This is a genomic window from Streptomyces sp. NPDC085481 (genome assembly GCF_044541845.1).
Classification (GTDB): Bacteria; Actinomycetota; Actinomycetes; order Streptomycetales; family Streptomycetaceae; genus Streptomyces.
The window spans coordinates 873,357-888,593 of record NZ_JBITTJ010000001.1 but is presented as its reverse complement, the minus strand read 5'-3'; the positions used below and the strand labels follow the sequence as shown (position 1 = coordinate 888,593).

At 71.1% G+C, this 15,237-nt stretch carries 12 protein-coding genes; 7 read left to right on the top strand and 5 right to left on the bottom strand.

Features of this window, described 5'->3' with window-relative positions:
- Window positions 1-44 precede the first annotated feature (44 nt).
- The 7 genes from ACIGEZ_RS04135 to obgE all read left to right on the top strand — a co-directional run bounded on the left by ACIGEZ_RS04135 (window position 45) and on the right by obgE (window position 9,062).
- Entirely contained in the window at window positions 45-680 is a 636-nt protein-coding gene (locus tag ACIGEZ_RS04135; RefSeq protein ID WP_399825380.1) for a hypothetical protein, read from the top strand.
- 231 nt (window positions 681-911) lie between these two features.
- Window positions 912-1,703: a TIGR03936 family radical SAM-associated protein gene (locus tag ACIGEZ_RS04130; protein WP_399825377.1), complete on the top strand. Its 792-nt coding sequence runs from the start codon at window positions 912-914 to the stop codon at window positions 1,701-1,703.
- 235 nt (window positions 1,704-1,938) lie between these two features.
- On the top strand, window positions 1,939-5,715 hold the full coding sequence (locus ACIGEZ_RS04125) for an Rne/Rng family ribonuclease (RefSeq protein WP_399825376.1): 3,777 nt from the start codon (window positions 1,939-1,941) through the stop codon (window positions 5,713-5,715).
- 90 nt (window positions 5,716-5,805) lie between these two features.
- The gene (gene galU / locus ACIGEZ_RS04120) at window positions 5,806-6,738 is read left to right on the top strand and encodes a UTP--glucose-1-phosphate uridylyltransferase GalU (RefSeq protein ID WP_399825374.1); all 933 of its coding nucleotides are present in this window, start codon (window positions 5,806-5,808) and stop codon (window positions 6,736-6,738) included.
- Window positions 6,739-6,923: 185 nt separating this feature from the next.
- Complete coding sequence (gene rplU / locus ACIGEZ_RS04115) at window positions 6,924-7,244, top strand: 50S ribosomal protein L21 (RefSeq protein ID WP_399825371.1); 321 nt, start codon at window positions 6,924-6,926, stop codon at window positions 7,242-7,244.
- A gap of 14 nt (window positions 7,245-7,258) precedes the next feature.
- Window positions 7,259-7,513 carry a 50S ribosomal protein L27 gene (gene rpmA, locus ACIGEZ_RS04110; protein ID WP_030494090.1) on the top strand — a complete coding sequence of 85 codons (255 nt, stop codon included), beginning with the start codon at window positions 7,259-7,261 and terminating at the stop codon, window positions 7,511-7,513.
- A gap of 106 nt (window positions 7,514-7,619) precedes the next feature.
- The gene (obgE, locus tag ACIGEZ_RS04105; protein ID WP_399825369.1) at window positions 7,620-9,062 is read left to right on the top strand and encodes a GTPase ObgE; all 1,443 of its coding nucleotides are present in this window, start codon (window positions 7,620-7,622) and stop codon (window positions 9,060-9,062) included.
- Window positions 9,063-9,154: 92 nt separating this feature from the next.
- On the opposite strand, the gene ACIGEZ_RS04100 is transcribed toward obgE, so the two are convergent.
- From ACIGEZ_RS04100 to ACIGEZ_RS04080, 5 genes are all read right to left on the bottom strand, one after another.
- On the bottom strand, window positions 9,155-10,705 hold the full coding sequence (locus ACIGEZ_RS04100; protein ID WP_399825367.1) for a hypothetical protein: 1,551 nt from the start codon (window positions 10,703-10,705) through the stop codon (window positions 9,155-9,157).
- A gap of 61 nt (window positions 10,706-10,766) precedes the next feature.
- The gene (locus tag ACIGEZ_RS04095) at window positions 10,767-13,034 is read right to left on the bottom strand and encodes a CDP-glycerol glycerophosphotransferase family protein (protein WP_399825365.1); all 2,268 of its coding nucleotides are present in this window, start codon (window positions 13,032-13,034) and stop codon (window positions 10,767-10,769) included.
- Window positions 13,035-13,082: 48 nt separating this feature from the next.
- Complete coding sequence (locus ACIGEZ_RS04090) at window positions 13,083-13,991, bottom strand: glycosyltransferase family 2 protein (RefSeq protein WP_399825363.1); 909 nt, start codon at window positions 13,989-13,991, stop codon at window positions 13,083-13,085.
- Window positions 13,988-14,722, bottom strand: coding sequence for a glycosyltransferase family 2 protein (locus ACIGEZ_RS04085; protein WP_399825360.1), 735 nt, complete (start codon window positions 14,720-14,722; stop codon window positions 13,988-13,990). Before ACIGEZ_RS04085 ends, ACIGEZ_RS04090 begins: the two co-directional genes overlap by 4 nt.
- Window positions 14,719-15,111, bottom strand: coding sequence for a DUF2304 domain-containing protein (locus ACIGEZ_RS04080; RefSeq protein WP_399825358.1), 393 nt, complete (start codon window positions 15,109-15,111; stop codon window positions 14,719-14,721). The genes ACIGEZ_RS04085 and ACIGEZ_RS04080 overlap by 4 nt, the downstream gene beginning before the upstream one ends.
- Window positions 15,112-15,237 lie beyond the last annotated feature (126 nt).

Genomic DNA, 15,237 nt, shown 5'->3' with positions numbered 1-15,237 from the left:
GGCGGAGGGGAAACCCTCCGCCGGGCCGTCACGTCGTTTCGGGCATGAACACGGAAAACCCGGGTTGTCTCACCGGGGTGGCGCGAGCCATCGCCCTGGTGATCGTCCTGCCGGTCCGGCTGGTCTGGGACGCCCTCGCCTATTGCCTGAAGCAGCTGTGGCGCTGGATCCTCGCCCCGATCGGCCGAACCCTCGGATGGCTGATCCACCACCTGATCGTGATCCCGTTGCGGTGGCTGTGGGAGTGGCTGCTCGTCCCGGTCGCCCGAGCCCTGTGGTGGCTGGTCGACCTGCTGGTCGTCACCCCGCTGACCTGGCTCTGGCGCTGGGTCCTGCGGCCCGTGGGCAAGGCCCTGTGGTGGGTCGTCGACCTGCTCGTCGTCACCCCGCTGACCTGGCTCTGGCGGTATGTGCTCGCGCCCGTCGGCCGCGTGATCGGAGCCGTCCTCGCCTGGGCCTGGGACATCGCAGGGCGGATCTCGCGAGCCGTGGGCCGGGCGGTCGGCTGGGTGCTGTGGAACGCGATCGGCCGGCCCCTGGCCTGGGTGTACCGGGTGATCCTCACCCCCGTCGGCCACTGGCTGCGCACCTGGGTGTGGGCTCCCGTCGCGGCCGTGGCGCGGGCCGTCCGCGCCGCCGCCCGGGAGGTGCGCCTCGCCCTCTTCGGCGGGTCCGGCTGACCGGCCCGGGGAACCGCAGGTGGCCCGGGCGCGTACTCTGGGTAGTACAACGAACGTCCCCGGCGCGGCGCCCGCACCCGAGATCTCCCCGCAGACGCGGGGGTGAGCCGGGCGGGACCCCCAGGACACACCCGCATTTTCGAGGGCGGTGCGCCTCCCGCGCCCGCCCCGCACCGAGGAGAAGAACCACTGGGCAAGCGACAGCCCGAAGGCCCGCCGCCCGCACCGGCAGTGCAGCGCATCCGACTGCGCTACACCAAGCGCGGCCGCCTCCGGTTCACCAGCCACCGAGACTTCCAGCGCGCTTTCGAGCGTGCGCTGCGCCGTGCCGAGGTGCCCATGGCGTACTCGGCAGGGTTCACCCCGCACCCCAAGGTGTCGTACGCCAACGCCGCCCCCACGGGTACGGGCTCCGAAGCCGAATTCCTGGAGATCGCCCTCACCGAGGCACGCGACCCGGAGACCCTGCGGGTCCTGCTCGACGCCTCCCTGCCGGACGGTCTCGACATCACCGACGCCGTCGAGGCCCGGACCTCCGGCCTCGCCGACCGGCTCACCGCCTCCGTGTGGGAGCTGCGGCTCGACGGCGTCGATGTCGAGGACGTACGGAAGGCCGTCGAGACGTTTCTCGCCGCCGAGACCGTGGAAGTACAGCGCAAGACCAAGAACGGCGTGCGTACCTTCGACACCCGCGAAGCCGTCGTCGCACTGACCGCGGCCGCCGCCCCGGGCGATCCCCAGGGTGATAGGCCGCTGGACAGCGCCTGTGCGATACTGCGGCTGGTTGTTCGGCACGTGACACCTGCCGTGCGACCCGACGACGTCCTGTCCGGTCTCCGAGCTGTGGCCGACCTGGCGCCGCCGGTCCCCGCTGCGGTGACCAGGCTGGCGCAGGGGCTCTTCGACGAGGAGTCCGGCACGGTGACCGACCCGCTCGCGCCCGACCGCGAGGCAGTCACGGCCGCATCAACCACGGCCGCCGCGACCGCCTCAGCGACGGCGCCGGGTGCAGGTACCGCGTAGGGAGCGGTCGTTGTAGCGCAGCCCTGGTACTCGGGAGCCACCTGGGTCGGGCAGCGCACTGACCAGGAGACTTTCGCCAGGCCGCACGCACAGTGCGTACGGAACCGGCGAGCCAGACATACAGCTCCCGTGCGGCGCCCGCGCCCCGGACGGCGGCACCGCGCTCGATGCGCGTACGTGCCGTCGGACCGGAACCAGACGCGGCGCCCGGGAGCGTGACGGGAGAACCGCCCGCATGCTCGAACAGCACGAAGAAAACGCGAACACCGCAGACAACGCGGACAACGCGGACAACAACGCACCCGGTGACAAGCTGCCGCCGCGCCGTCGGCGCCGTGCAGCCTCCCGGCCGGCCGGACCGCCGGTGACGGCGGAGACCGGCGAGGCCACCGCGGCCCCCGAGGCCACCGCGAGCGTCGAGACCGCCCCGGCCGCTTCGGCCGCCGACGAGCCGGCGCCCGCGCGCCCGCGCCGCCGCGCCACCCGTAAGGCCACCGCGCCCGCCGCCCCGGCCGAGACCCCGGCCGCCGTCGAGGCCGCCCCGGTGGTCGAGGAGGAGGCCGCCCCGGCCCCCCGTACCCGCCGCCGCGCCACCCGCGCGGTCACGTCCCCCGAGGCCCCGGCCGCCGAGGCCGCTCCGGCCGCCGTCGAGGCCGCCCCGGTGGTCGAGGAGGAGGCCGCTCCGGCCCCCCGTACCCGCCGTCGCGCCACCCGTAAGGCCGCCACGCCCGAGCCCGAGGCCCCGGCCACCGAGGCCGCCCCGGCGCCGGTCGAAGCCGCTCAGGTCGCCGAGGAGGAGGCCGCTCCGGCGCCCCGTACCCGGCGCCGGGCGACCCGTAAGGCTGCCGCGCCCGAGGTGACCGCCGACGCGGCCGCCGAGATCGCCGCGGCGACCTCCGGCGAGGCGCTGCCCGAGGACACCGTCGAGGAGATCGCCTCCCACGGTGCCGACGTCGCCGCCGCCGAGCAGGCCGCCACCCGTGGCCGCGGCCGCCGCCGCGTCACCTCGCCGCAGTTCACCGCCGAGTCCGAGGCCGCGGACGAGCCCCGTGCCCGCCGCGCCGCGCGCCCGGCCGTCGCCGTCTTCCAGGCCCCGGTCTTCGCCGAGCCCATGTTCCAGACCCCGGAGACCGTGGCCGCTGCCGCCGCCGCTGCCGCCGAGGCCGTGGAGGAGGAGCTCGAGGAGGAGGTCACCGAGGTCGAGGCCGAGGTCGAGACCGCTCCGGTCGCCGAGCGCGCCGAGACCGGCGCCCGCCGTCGCCGTCGCCGCCGTGGCGAGCCCGTCGCCGTCGAGCCCGTCCCGGCCACCGTCGCCGACGAGCCCGAGGTCGAGTCCACCCCCGAGGCGGAGCTCGCCCTCGACACCGAGGCGGAGGCCGAGGCCGAGGGCTCCGACGAGTACGAGGACCGTCCGTCCCGCCGTCGCCGCCGTGGCGGCCGTCGCCGTCGTCGCGGCGAGCTCGCCGAGGCCGAGGAGGCGGAGGAGACCGAGGAGGCCGAAGAGCTCCACGAGGAGACCGAGGCCGAGGAGGAAGAGGGCGAGGACGAGGGCGCCGCGGGCAGCAGCAGCTCCCGCCGTCGCCGGCGCCGTCGCCGTCGCAGTGGTGACGGGTCCGCCGAGGCCGAGGGCACCGAGGAGGACGGCGTCCGTACGGTCGTCAAGGTCCGCGAGCCCCGCGCCAAGGCCGAGCCGAGCGACGAGGTGCAGTCCATCAAGGGCTCGACCCGTCTGGAGGCCAAGAAGCAGCGCCGCCGCGAGGGCCGCGAGCAGGGCCGCCGCCGGGTCCCGATCATCACCGAGGCCGAGTTCCTGGCCCGCCGTGAGGCCGTCGAGCGCGTGATGGTCGTCCGCCAGAACGGCGAGCGCACCCAGATCGGCGTCATGGAAGACAACGTGCTCGTCGAGCACTACGTCAACAAGGAGCAGGCCACCTCCTACGTCGGCAACGTCTACCTGGGCAAGGTCCAGAACGTGTTGCCGTCCATGGAGGCCGCCTTCGTCGACATCGGCAAGGGCCGCAACGCCGTCCTGTACGCAGGCGAGGTCAACTTCGAGGCGCTCGGCATGGCCAACGGGCCGCGCCGCATCGAGTCCGCGCTCAAGTCCGGCCAGTCGGTCCTGGTCCAGGTCACCAAGGACCCGATCGGCCACAAGGGCGCGCGCCTGACCAGCCAGGTCTCCCTGCCCGGCCGTTACCTCGTGTACGTCCCCGAGGGCTCGATGACCGGCATCAGCCGCAAGCTCCCGGACACCGAGCGCGCGCGCCTGAAGACCATCCTCAAGAAGATCGTCCCCGAGGACGCGGGCGTCATCGTGCGCACCGCCGCCGAGGGCGCGAGCGAGGACGAGCTGCGCCGCGACGTCGAGCGTCTGCAGGCGCAGTGGGAGGACATCCAGAAGAAGGCGAAGAACGGCAACGCGCCGACCCTTCTCTACGGCGAGCCGGACATGACCGTCCGGGTCGTCCGCGACATCTTCAACGAGGACTTCTCCAAGGTCATCGTCAGCGGCGACGACGCGTGGGAGACCATCCACGGGTACGTCAACCACGTCGCCCCGGACCTGACCGACCGCCTGTCCAAGTGGACCAGCGAGGTCGACGTCTTCGCGACGTACCGGATCGACGAGCAGCTGATGAAGGCGCTGGACCGCAAGGTCTGGCTGCCGAGCGGCGGCTCGCTGGTGATCGACAAGACCGAGGCGATGATCGTCGTCGACGTCAACACCGGCAAGTTCACCGGCCAGGGCGGCAACCTCGAAGAGACCGTGACGAGGAACAACCTCGAGGCGGCCGAGGAGATCGTGCGCCAGCTGCGGCTGCGCGACCTGGGCGGCATCGTCGTCATCGACTTCATCGACATGGTCCTGGAGTCCAACCGCGACCTGGTGCTGCGCCGCCTCCTGGAGTGCCTGGGCCGGGACCGGACCAAGCACCAGGTGGCCGAGGTCACCTCGCTCGGCCTGGTGCAGATGACCCGCAAGCGGGTCGGCCAGGGCCTCCTGGAGTCCTTCTCGGAGACCTGCGTCCACTGCAACGGCCGCGGTGTCATCGTGCACATGGAGCAGCCGACCACCCATGGTGGCGGTGGCGGTGGCAAGCGCTCGAAGAAGCGCGGTCGAGGCGGCGCCGAGCACGTCCACGAGCACGAGCACGAGGCCGTCGAGACCCAGGCCGAGGCGGAAGCCGAGACCGAGGCCGAGGTCGCGGCGGAGTTCGCCGCCCCGGTGGCCGTCCCGGAGCCCTTCGCCCCGGACGAGGAGCTGTACAGCAGCGCCGCCGAGGCGGAGGCCGCCGCCACGCGCGGTCGTGGCCGCCGCCGGGCGACCCGCCGCGTGTCGGCCCCGGTGTCCTCGCCGGCCGTCACCGAGACGGAGACCTTCGAGGTCGTCGTCCCGGAGACGAAGCCGGCGGCCAAGGCGGAGACCCAGCCGGAGACCCGGCGGGAGACGAGGCCCGAGCCGCAGCCGGAGCCGGTCGCGGAGCCCGTTGCCGAGCCGGTCGCCGTGGAGGAGGCCGCCCCGGCGCCTCGTGGCCGCCGCCGTGCCACCCGTAAGGTGACGGCCCCGGTCGTCTCGACCGGGGAGCCGGTCGAGACGGTCGTCGCCGAGGAGTCCCCGGCCCCCGTGGCCGAGCCCGTCGCCGAGCCGGTCGCGGAGCCGGTCGCTGAGCCCGTCGCCGAGGAGGCTCCCGTGGCCGCCCCGCCGAAGGCCCGCCGCCGGGTGGTCCGCAAGGCCACCGCTCCCGCCGGCGCGCCGGCGGGTGCCGAGGAGGCCGCCGTGGTCGTGGTGGCTGCCGCCGCTCCGGCCGAGGCGCCCGCCGAGGCTCCCGCGGACGCCGACGTCGAGGCCGAGGCTCCCGCCGCGGCCAAGAAGACGGCCCGCAAGACGGCCAAGAAGGCCACCGCGAAGAAGGCCGCCACCAAGAAGACGGCGGCGGCCAAGAAGACGGCGGCGAAGAAGACCACCGCCAAGAAGGCCGCGAAGAAGACCGCCGCCCCCGCGCAGGACTGAGCCAGTCCCCGACGCAGTCCGTGTGGACCGTCCTCCCCCGAGGACGGTCCACGCGGTTTTGACCCCGATCGGAAACCAGGAACCAGCCCGATGAACAACACCCCCACCCCCCGCGTGCGCAAGGCCGTCATCCCCGCCGCCGGTCTCGGCACGCGCTTCCTTCCCGCCACGAAGGCGACGCCGAAGGAGATGCTGCCGGTCGTCGACAAGCCGGCCATCCAGTACGTGGTGGAGGAGGCGGTCTCGGCGGGTCTGTCGGACGTCCTGATGATCACCGGCCGGAACAAGCGTCCGCTCGAGGACCACTTCGACCGGAACTACGAGCTGGAGGAGGCGCTCACCCGTAAGGGTGACGACGAGCGCCTGGCGCGGGTCCAGGAGTCCAGCGAGCTCGCCACCATGCACTACGTGCGCCAGGGCGACCCGCGCGGCCTCGGCCACGCCGTCCTGTGCGCCGCTCCGCACGTCGGCGACGAGCCCTTCGCGGTGTTGCTCGGCGACGACCTGATCGACCCGCGCGACCCGCTGCTCGCCCGGATGCTTGAGGTCCTGGCCGAGCACGGCGGCAGCGTCGTCGCGCTCATGGAGGTCGACCCGGCGCAGATCCACCTCTACGGCTGCGCCGCCGTCGAGCCGACCGGCGACTCCGACGCCGTACGCATCACGGGCCTGGTCGAGAAGCCGGACCCGTCCGAGGCGCCGAGCAACTACGCCATCATCGGCCGTTACGTCCTCGACCCGGCCGTCTTCGACGTCCTGCGCGGTACCGAGCCGGGCCGCGGCGGCGAGATCCAGCTCACCGACGCCCTGCAGAAGATGGCGCTCGACGAGCAGCTCGGCGGCCCCGTCCACGGCGTCGTCTTCAAGGGGCGCCGCTACGACACCGGCGACCGCGGCGACTACCTGCGGGCCATCGTGCGCCTGGCCTGCGAGCGCGAGGACCTCGGTCCGGACTTCCGCGCCTGGCTCAAGGGCTTCGTCGCGGAGACCGAGGGCGAGACCGGCGGAACGTCCGGGATTTGACCCCCTGCGGTAGCCCCCCGTAACCTAGACCGTCGGCGTGTCTGATTGCGCGCCGCGCCTCTGAGCACCTCCCTCCCGGCCCGCCGGGAGAGGCCGCTCGTCCGATCCCGGATCGCCGCAGGCCCCTGGCCCGCGTGGGCGGCTGGCATCAGAGGTCCCGATTTCCGAGTGAGAGAGAGATCCGCGTGTACGCCATCGTGCGCAGCGGTGGTCGCCAGCACAAGGTTGCTGTCGGCGACATCGTTGAGGTTGACAAGATTTCCACCGCCAGTGTTGGCGACACGGTCGAGCTCTCGACCCTGCTCGTTGTCGACGGCGACGCCGTGACCAGCGACCCGTGGGTCCTGGCGGGCATCAAGGTCCAGGCCGAGGTCGTGGACCACCACAAGGGCGCCAAGATCGACATCCTGCGCTACAAGAACAAGACCGGCTACCGCCGTCGCCAGGGTCACCGTCAGCAGTACACGGCGATCAAGGTCACGTCCATCCCGACGGCCGCGAAGTAAAGAGGGACTGAGCAATGGCACACAAGAAGGGCGCATCGTCCACCCGGAACGGTCGCGATTCCAACGCCCAGCGGCTCGGCGTGAAGCGCTTCGGCGGTCAGGTCGTCAACGCGGGTGAGATCCTGGTCCGCCAGCGTGGCACCCACTTCCACCCGGGCTCGGGCGTCGGCCGCGGCGGCGACGACACCCTGTTCGCCCTGCAGGCCGGTTCGGTGCAGTTCGGCACCTTCCGTGGCCGCAAGGTCGTGAACATCGTTCCGGTCGCCTGATCGGACGCTTTGCGGAGGCGGACCTCACTTCCCGACAGGGAAGCGGGTCCGCCTTTCGCGTGTTAATAGATAGACATTCCACCCGTAAGTAACTGGAGGCACCACCATGACCACCTTCGTGGACCGCGTCGAGCTGCACGTCGCCGCGGGTAGCGGAGGCCACGGCTGCGCCTCCGTACACCGGGAGAAGTTCAAGCCGCTCGGCGGCCCCGACGGCGGCAACGGCGGCCGTGGCGGCGATGTGACCCTGGTCGTCGACCAGGCGGTCACCACGCTCCTCGACTACCACCACTCGCCGCACCGCAAGGCGACCAACGGTCAGCCCGGCGCCGGCGACAACCGCTCCGGCAAGGACGGCCAGGACCTCGTCCTGACCGTGCCCGACGGCACCGTCGTCCTCGACAAGCAGGGCAACGTGCTCGCCGACCTCGTCGGCCAGGGCACCACCTTCGTCGCGGGCCAGGGCGGCCGCGGCGGCCTCGGCAACGCCGCGCTGTCCTCTGCCCGCCGCAAGGCCCCCGGCTTCGCGCTCCTCGGCGAGCCCGGTGAGGCGCGGGACATCGTCCTGGAGCTGAAGACCGTCGCCGACGTGGCGCTGGTCGGCTACCCGAGCGCCGGCAAGTCCTCGCTGATCTCGGTCCTGTCGGCCGCCAAGCCGAAGATCGCGGACTACCCCTTCACGACGCTCGTCCCGAACCTCGGCGTGGTCACGGCCGGCTCGACCGTCTACACCATCGCGGACGTCCCCGGCCTCATCCCCGGCGCCAGCCAGGGCCGCGGCCTGGGCCTGGAGTTCCTGCGCCACGTCGAGCGCTGCTCGGTCCTCGTGCACGTCCTGGACACGGCGACGCTCGAGTCCGACCGCGACCCGGTCACCGACCTCGACGTCATCGAGGAGGAGCTGAAGCAGTACGGCGGCCTCGAGGACCGCCCGCGGATCGTCGTCCTCAACAAGATCGACATCCCGGACGGCCAGGACCTCGCGGACATGATCCGCCCGGACCTGGAGCAGCGCGGCTACCACGTCTTCGAGGTCTCCGCCGTCGCCCGTACGGGCCTGAAGGAGCTGTCGTACGCCCTGGCCGACATCGTCGCCAAGGCGCGCGCGGCCAAGCCGAAGGAGGAGGCGACCCGGATCGTCATCCGCCCGAAGGCGGTCGACGACGCCGGCTTCACCGTCACCTACGACGAGGCCGAGGACGTCTACCGCGTGCGCGGGGAGAAGCCCGAACGCTGGGTCCGCCAGACCGACTTCAACAACGACGAGGCCGTCGGCTACCTGGCCGACCGCCTCAACCGCCTGGGCGTCGAGGACGAGCTGATGAAGGCCGGCGCCCGCGCCGGCGACGGCGTCGCGATCGGCTCCGAGGACAACGCGGTCGTCTTCGACTGGGAGCCCACGATGATGGCCGGCGCCGAAATGCTCGGCCGCCGAGGCGAGGACCACCGCCTGGAGGCCCCGCGCCCGGCCGCCCAGCGCCGCCGCGACCGCGAGGCGGAGCGCGGGGACGCGGCCCAGCGGGAGTTCGACGAGTTCAACCCGTTCTAGCGGGTGGCGGGGCCCTTCGGGGCCCCGCTTCACCGCAGGGCATGCGAAAGGGCCCGTCCTTCTCGTTCGAGGAGGACGGGCCCTTTCGTGTGTCAGGCGACCGGGGCCGGCTCGGGGTCCGGGTCCTGGTTCGGTTCCTGCTGCTCGGACTCCTTGGCCTTGGTGGGCTCAGGGGTGTCCTGCCTGCCGAAGTGGGGCTTGGCGCGCAGCAGCGGGAGGGTCAGGATGCCGATGAAGATCGGGCCGATCATGTAGCGCCACAGCGGAGCCGGGTTCGCCGCCAGGACCGTCAGCTGGAGGCCCAGCGTGACCGCGAGCAGCGCCGTCGTGCCCTTCAGCTTGGTGCGGCGGCGGAAGAGCAGCACGATCGCGTACGTCGCGTAGCACCAGATCGCCCCGCGGAAGAGCAGCCACTGCAGCTGCGGCACCTTGAACGCGCGCCACGAGAAGTCCGCGACCTTGTGCAGCGGCTCCGACAGCGGGCGGATCTTCAGCTTCGGGCGGTACTCGCTGTGCTTGATGTCCTCGTTCCACTTGAGGTAGCTGAACAGCGTCTTCGAGGTCTGCGGGTCGCTCAGCAGCGTGTTCGCCCGCAGCTCCTTCGGACCGGGGAAGACCGCCCACGCGATGTGCGCACGGCACACCCGCGCACCGATGACCAGGTCCGGGGTCCGCTTCATGACCCGCTTCCACAGCGCCATGAGCTCGTCGTTGCGCTTGGCCGCGAGCGGCCGGTTCATCGGCGGCGACTCCATCGCCCAGTCGGCGTTGTAGCAGTTGGAAGCGCGGCCCTTCCAGTGGGACAGCGGCGCGATGGAGGACATCAGCGCCTTGTCCTCCTTGGTGAAGAAGCCCGGGCGCTGACCGTAGGCGACGGCGATGTCCGCGTAGAAGAAGGCGTACACCGCGTCCTTCGGCGGGGTCTTCACCCCGGCCGCCGGGTAGATCACGCTGGTCAGCAGCCCGAAGATCAGCACCGGCACCGCGGTCGCCGCCAGCACCCAGCGCCGCATCGACGGCAGCGCGATCAGCAGGATCGGCGCCGCCACGATGGCGACCAGCATGCCGTTGTTGCGGAAGAGCGCGAGCATCAGGAAGCCCAGGAAGAGCAGCCCGACCGTGCGGTAGAAGTCCTTGTCGCGGACGGACTGCCGCCCGCGGGCCCGCCGCGCGGCGAGCCGGCCCGCGGCGCCGAAGGCCAGGATCGCGCCGATGACGAACGGCACGTCCTTCCACACGAAGATGATGAAGACGGCCGTCGGCGGCAGCAGCGCCGGCACGACCGCGGCGATCGCCGCCCACCGCTGCCGTACACCCCACTCCCGCAGGGTGACGGCGCAGTACGCGAGCACCAGCGACGTCGCGACGGTCTGGGCCAGCGTCAGGATCCACAGATCACCCGTGGTGTTGAGCGCCAGCCACACCAGGGAGTCGTAGACCACCGAGTGGTTCGACTCCCAGTGGTTGGTGGTGACGTGCCACACGTAGGTGATCGAGTCGTAGCTCAGGGCGCCGGGGAAGAACGCCGCCCACCACAGCAGGAAGAGAATCTGCGTCGTGGCGAAGACCGCGAGGGGCAGTCGCCGCCGCTGCGGGACTCTCTCCCACTGCTTGCTGAGAAAGGCGTTGCGCGGGAGTTTCAACTCGGCTCCGCTGGGCTGTATCGAGGATGGACGGTCGTGACAGTCGAACAGACTAGTCGGTTCAGACAGTCTCTCGGTCACGCGGTCGGGTCACCTCGGGCAGCTCCTGCCCGGGACGCGGCGGTACGGGGCGCTCGCCGATCGGCAGCACCGGCGGCACCTCGTCCTGGCCGAGGAACACCCTGCGGACCACACGCTCGGCCGCCCGGCCGTCGTCGAACTCACAGAACGTCCTGCGGAACGCGGCGCGGGCCGCGTCCGACTCCGCGCCGTTCCACCGGCCGGAGGTGAAGACCTCGGTGAGCTCCGCCTCGCTCTGCACGGTCAGACCGGGGGAGTCGACGGTGATGTCGAAGTAGGTGCCGCGCGTGGTGCGGTACACCTCCCAGTCGTTCGCGTAGATCACGATCGGCCGGTCGAGGTTCGCGTAGTCGAACATCACCGACGAGTAGTCCGTGAGCAGGCAGTCCGCCGCGAGGTACAGCTCCTCGACCGAGGGGTGCGCGCTGACGTCGACGAGCTGGGCGCTGCCGCTCGAACCGGAGGCCAGCAGGCTCTGGTCGTAGAAGTAGTGCGCGCGGACCATCAGCGTGTAGTCGCTGCCGAGGGCCTCGGCGAACCGCTCGAGGTCCAGCATCTGCTTGGGGGCGTCGTGGTAGTCGCGGTGCGTCGGCGTGTAGAGGATCACCTTGGTGCCCTCGGCCACGCCGAGCTTCTTGCGGGCCGCGGCCACGTCCGCCGCCGAGGCGTTCACGAGCTGGTCGTTGCGCGGGTAGCCGTACTCCAGCGCCTCGTAGTACGAGGGGTAGGCACGGTCCCACGCGGCGGTGGAGAAGCTGTTGGACGTGAGGCTGTAGTCCCAGCGGTCCACGCGGTCCATCAGCCGGACCAGGTTCATGCCGCGGCGGCCGACCGGGTACTCCGCCAGGTCGACGCCCATGCGCTTGAGCGGGGTGCCGTGGTGCGTCTGGAGGTGGACCTGACCGGGGCGCTTGACCACGGACGGCGGGAAGTTCACGTTGTTGACGAAGTACTTGCCGCGCGCCATGACCTTCCAGAACCCGAGCGAGCCGGGGTGGACGGTGCGGACGCCCTTGGGCGGACGGCTGGTGGCGTCGTTCTTGAGGACCCACACCGCCTTCATGCCCGGGGCGAGTTCCTTCATCTTCTCGTGGATGGCCGCCGGGTTGCAGGAGTACGAGCCGTTCCAGTACGCCGCGAAGACCGCGACGTCCTGCTGGACCGGCAGCATCCGCTGCGTGCGGTAGTAGGCCTGGAGGACGCGCTTGCGCAGCTTCTTCTTGAGCTTCGCCGGCACGGACTTCTTGTTCTTGAGCGAGCGGACCGTCTTGCGGGCCTTGTCCCGGTGCTTCGCCGGGATCATCTGGCCCTTGGTCTTCGCGGCCGCCGGGTGGCCCTGCGGGCGGAGCCGGGCGTCGGCCTCGGCCCAGCGCTCGCGGAACTCGGCGCGCGCGTCGTCGGGGAGGCGGCCCGGGGAGACGTCGACCACGCGGAAGTGGTTGACCATCCGGTCGTACAGGACGCCCTGCCACTCGGCGAACTGGGGGTTGTCGGCAAGGAACTTGAAGACCAGGTCGTACTGGTCGAACACGTCGAAGTGCTTGCGGCTGGTGCTGTGCAGGATGCTGCCCTGACGCCGCTGGCGGTAGTAGACGCAGACGCGGTCGAGGACGGCGATGGTCTCCGCCGCGATCATGACCGGGTAGGTCCAGGGGGTGTCCTCGTAGTAGCCCGACGGGTACTCGAAGCCCCACTGCTCGATGAAGTCCCGGCGGTACGCCTTGTTCCACGCGACCTGGAGCAGGCTGAGCAGCTCCGGCTGGTCCTTCAGCGGGAAGGCACCGTGCGGGGCGGCCTTGGCCAGCACGTCGGCGCGGGCGTTCGGCGTGACGCGGCCGTCCCAGTGGGTGCGCGAGTAGTCGAAGACCACCAGGTCCGGGTCGCCGGTCTCCTCGATGCGGCGGGCGATGGCCTGGAGCGAGCCGGGCAGCATCGTGTCGTCGCTGTCGAGGAAGAGCAGGTACTTGCCCTTGGCGCGGGCCATGCCCGCGTTGCGGGCCCGCCCGAGTCCGACGTTCTGCTCCAGGTGCATCGCCACGACACGTGAGTCGGCCTTGGCGTAGTCGTCGATGATCTCGCCGCAACCGTCCGGCGAGCAGTCGTTGACGACCAGGAGCTCGTAGTCCCGGAACGACTGCTCAAGCACCGAGTCCAGACAGTCCCGCAGGAACGCCTGCACCTTGTAGGTGGGAACGATGATGCTGAACAGGGGAACTTCGGAACCGGAGGTGGATTGCGTCTGTGTCATCTCAATACCGTGGAATCTGACGTGGGAGACAGGGGCGTGACCGCCGGGTCAGCGCTGACTCGTGGACAGGGCGTAGCCGAGGAGCGTGCGTATGGTCTTCGACTGGCCGTGGCGCAGCGCTCCCGGAACCATGGTCAGCGCATGCAGCCGCATCGACAGGTGACGACGCGCGGCTCGGGCGGCCTTGGGCCAGCCGTGGACGTCCAGGTCGTCGGCGACCTCGTGGAAGAAGCGCACGGCCTCGCCGAAGCGGGCGCCGGAGACGGCCTCCGCCGAGGAGAGGCTGCCGGAGTGCCGGCGGTAGCGGAACGCCGGAGTCGGGTCGACGACCAGCTTCCCGCCGCGCTTGATCAGCTCGATGATCATCGCCAGGTCCTGGATGACCGACAGGTCCTCCCGGAAACTGACCTGCTTGACCGCGTCGGCGCGCCAGACGATGGAGGGGAAGTAGAGCCAGTTGCCGCCGAGCAGGTTGGCGGCGAGCGACTGCCCGGAGAGCACCAGTCGGCGGCCGGTGTCCTTCGGTGCGTACAGCCGCTTCTTGACCTCGTCGCCGAGGGTGGTGGACGGGTTGCCGTGCTCGTCGATGACCTCGACGCCCGGCTGGTAGATCGTCGCGCCGGGCACGGCCGCGATCGCGGCGCGCATCGTCTCGACGTAGTTCGGCAGCAGCAGGTCGTCGCTGCCGAGCATGCTGAAGTGCGTGGACTCCACCAGGTCCACGCACTTGCGGAAGTTCTTGGTGATGCCGAGGTTCTGCTCGTTGCGCATGTAGCGGATCCGGCTGTCGCCGAGGGAGGCGAACCACTCGGGTACGCCCTCCTCCTTGCCGTCGTCGACGACGGTCAGCCGCCAGTCCTTGTCGGTCTGGTCGAGCACGCTGCGCACCGCGGCCTGCATCAGCGCGGTGTCGCCGTAGTGCGGCAGCATGATGTCGAGGGTCTGCACCTCGGTCACTTGGTCTTCCCCTTGGGACCGAGGGCGGAGCGGCGGCTGAGGGCGAGCAGCAGGATCATGCCGATCCGGCCCAGGTAGAGCGTCGCCTTCCACGGCGACTGGCTCGGCGTGCCGGTGGCGCGCGGGCGCATGGCGACCGGCACCTGCTCGATCTTGTAGCCCGCCCGGACCACCGCGATGGTGGACTCCACCGTGTCGCCGAGGTACTCGACCGGGTACCAGTGCGCGAAGACGTCGATCAGGTCGCGGTTGGAGGCGCGGAAGCCGGAGGTGACGTCGGTGAGCTTGGTCTTCGCCATGCGCGAGAGCCAGAAGGCGAGCACGAGCATGGCCCACTTGCGCGGGCCGCGGGTCTCGTAGTCGCCGGTGCCGGCGAAGCGCGCGCCCATCACGAGGTCGGCGCCGGACTCCAGGCGCGTCAGGAGCTCGGGGACGTTGCGCGGGTCGTGCTGGCCGTCGGCGTCGACCTGGATGGCGACGTCGTAGCCGCGGTCGTGCGCGAAGCGGTAGCCGGCGCGCATCGCGCCGCCCACGCCGAGGTTGTACGGGAGCGTCATCACGGTCGCGCCCGCGGCACGGGCCACCGCGCTGGTGCCGTCGGCCGAGCCGTCGTCCACCACGAGGACGTCGACGCCGGGGAGGGTCGTGTAGACCTCCTTGATGACGTCGGCGACGCCCTCGGCCTCGTTCCACGCGGGCATGATGATCAGTACGCGCTTGCCGTCGATCACTTGTGGGCCCCCTGCCCGGCCGAATCGGCCGTCTCCCCGGACGGCGCGTGCTCCGCGACCTGCGCCCGCAGTTCCTGTACGTCGATGCGCAGCAGGGCCACTTCCTCCGAAAGAGTGCGGCCCTCCTCTTCGAGGTGACCCACTTCCCAGCTCAGCTGGAGGCAGACGATGAAGAGGAACGCGACACTGAGGAAGAGGAGCAGGCTGACACCCGATCGGACGCCCACCGTGCTGGCGACCCTGTCGAGGCCGCTCGGGAAGAAGCCGAGCGGGATGATCACCAGTCCGGTGAGCACCCAGAGGAACGCGTACTTCTCCTTGAGCTTGCGGCGACGCAGCAGCTCGATGATGCACGCAACGAGAAAGACTCCGGTGACCGAAGTCAGCATCCACAACTTCACGCCAGGCTCCGGTGTATCGGACGACTCATGGAAAGGGCCTGTCTACTCTTCCAAGGGTGGGCGGCTGGCGAAGGAGCCGCCGGATTGCAGTCCACTGTCCGCCGCGATGGTCAC

Bases quoted from the DNA above. Each gene is read 5' to 3' on its own strand.
- ACIGEZ_RS04125 (WP_399825376.1), top strand. From the start codon at position 1,939: ATGCTCGAACAGCACGAAGAAAACGCGAACACCGCAGACAACGCGGAC.
- ACIGEZ_RS04095 (WP_399825365.1), bottom strand. From the start codon at position 13,034: ATGACACAGACGCAATCCACCTCCGGTTCCGAAGTTCCCCTGTTCAGC.
- ACIGEZ_RS04135 (WP_399825380.1), top strand. From the start codon at position 45: ATGAACACGGAAAACCCGGGTTGTCTCACCGGGGTGGCGCGAGCCATC.
- ACIGEZ_RS04080 (WP_399825358.1), bottom strand. From the start codon at position 15,111: ATGCTGACTTCGGTCACCGGAGTCTTTCTCGTTGCGTGCATCATCGAG.
- obgE (WP_399825369.1), top strand. From the start codon at position 7,620: ATGACCACCTTCGTGGACCGCGTCGAGCTGCACGTCGCCGCGGGTAGC.
- galU (WP_399825374.1), top strand. From the start codon at position 5,806: ATGAACAACACCCCCACCCCCCGCGTGCGCAAGGCCGTCATCCCCGCC.
- rpmA (WP_030494090.1), top strand. From the start codon at position 7,259: ATGGCACACAAGAAGGGCGCATCGTCCACCCGGAACGGTCGCGATTCC.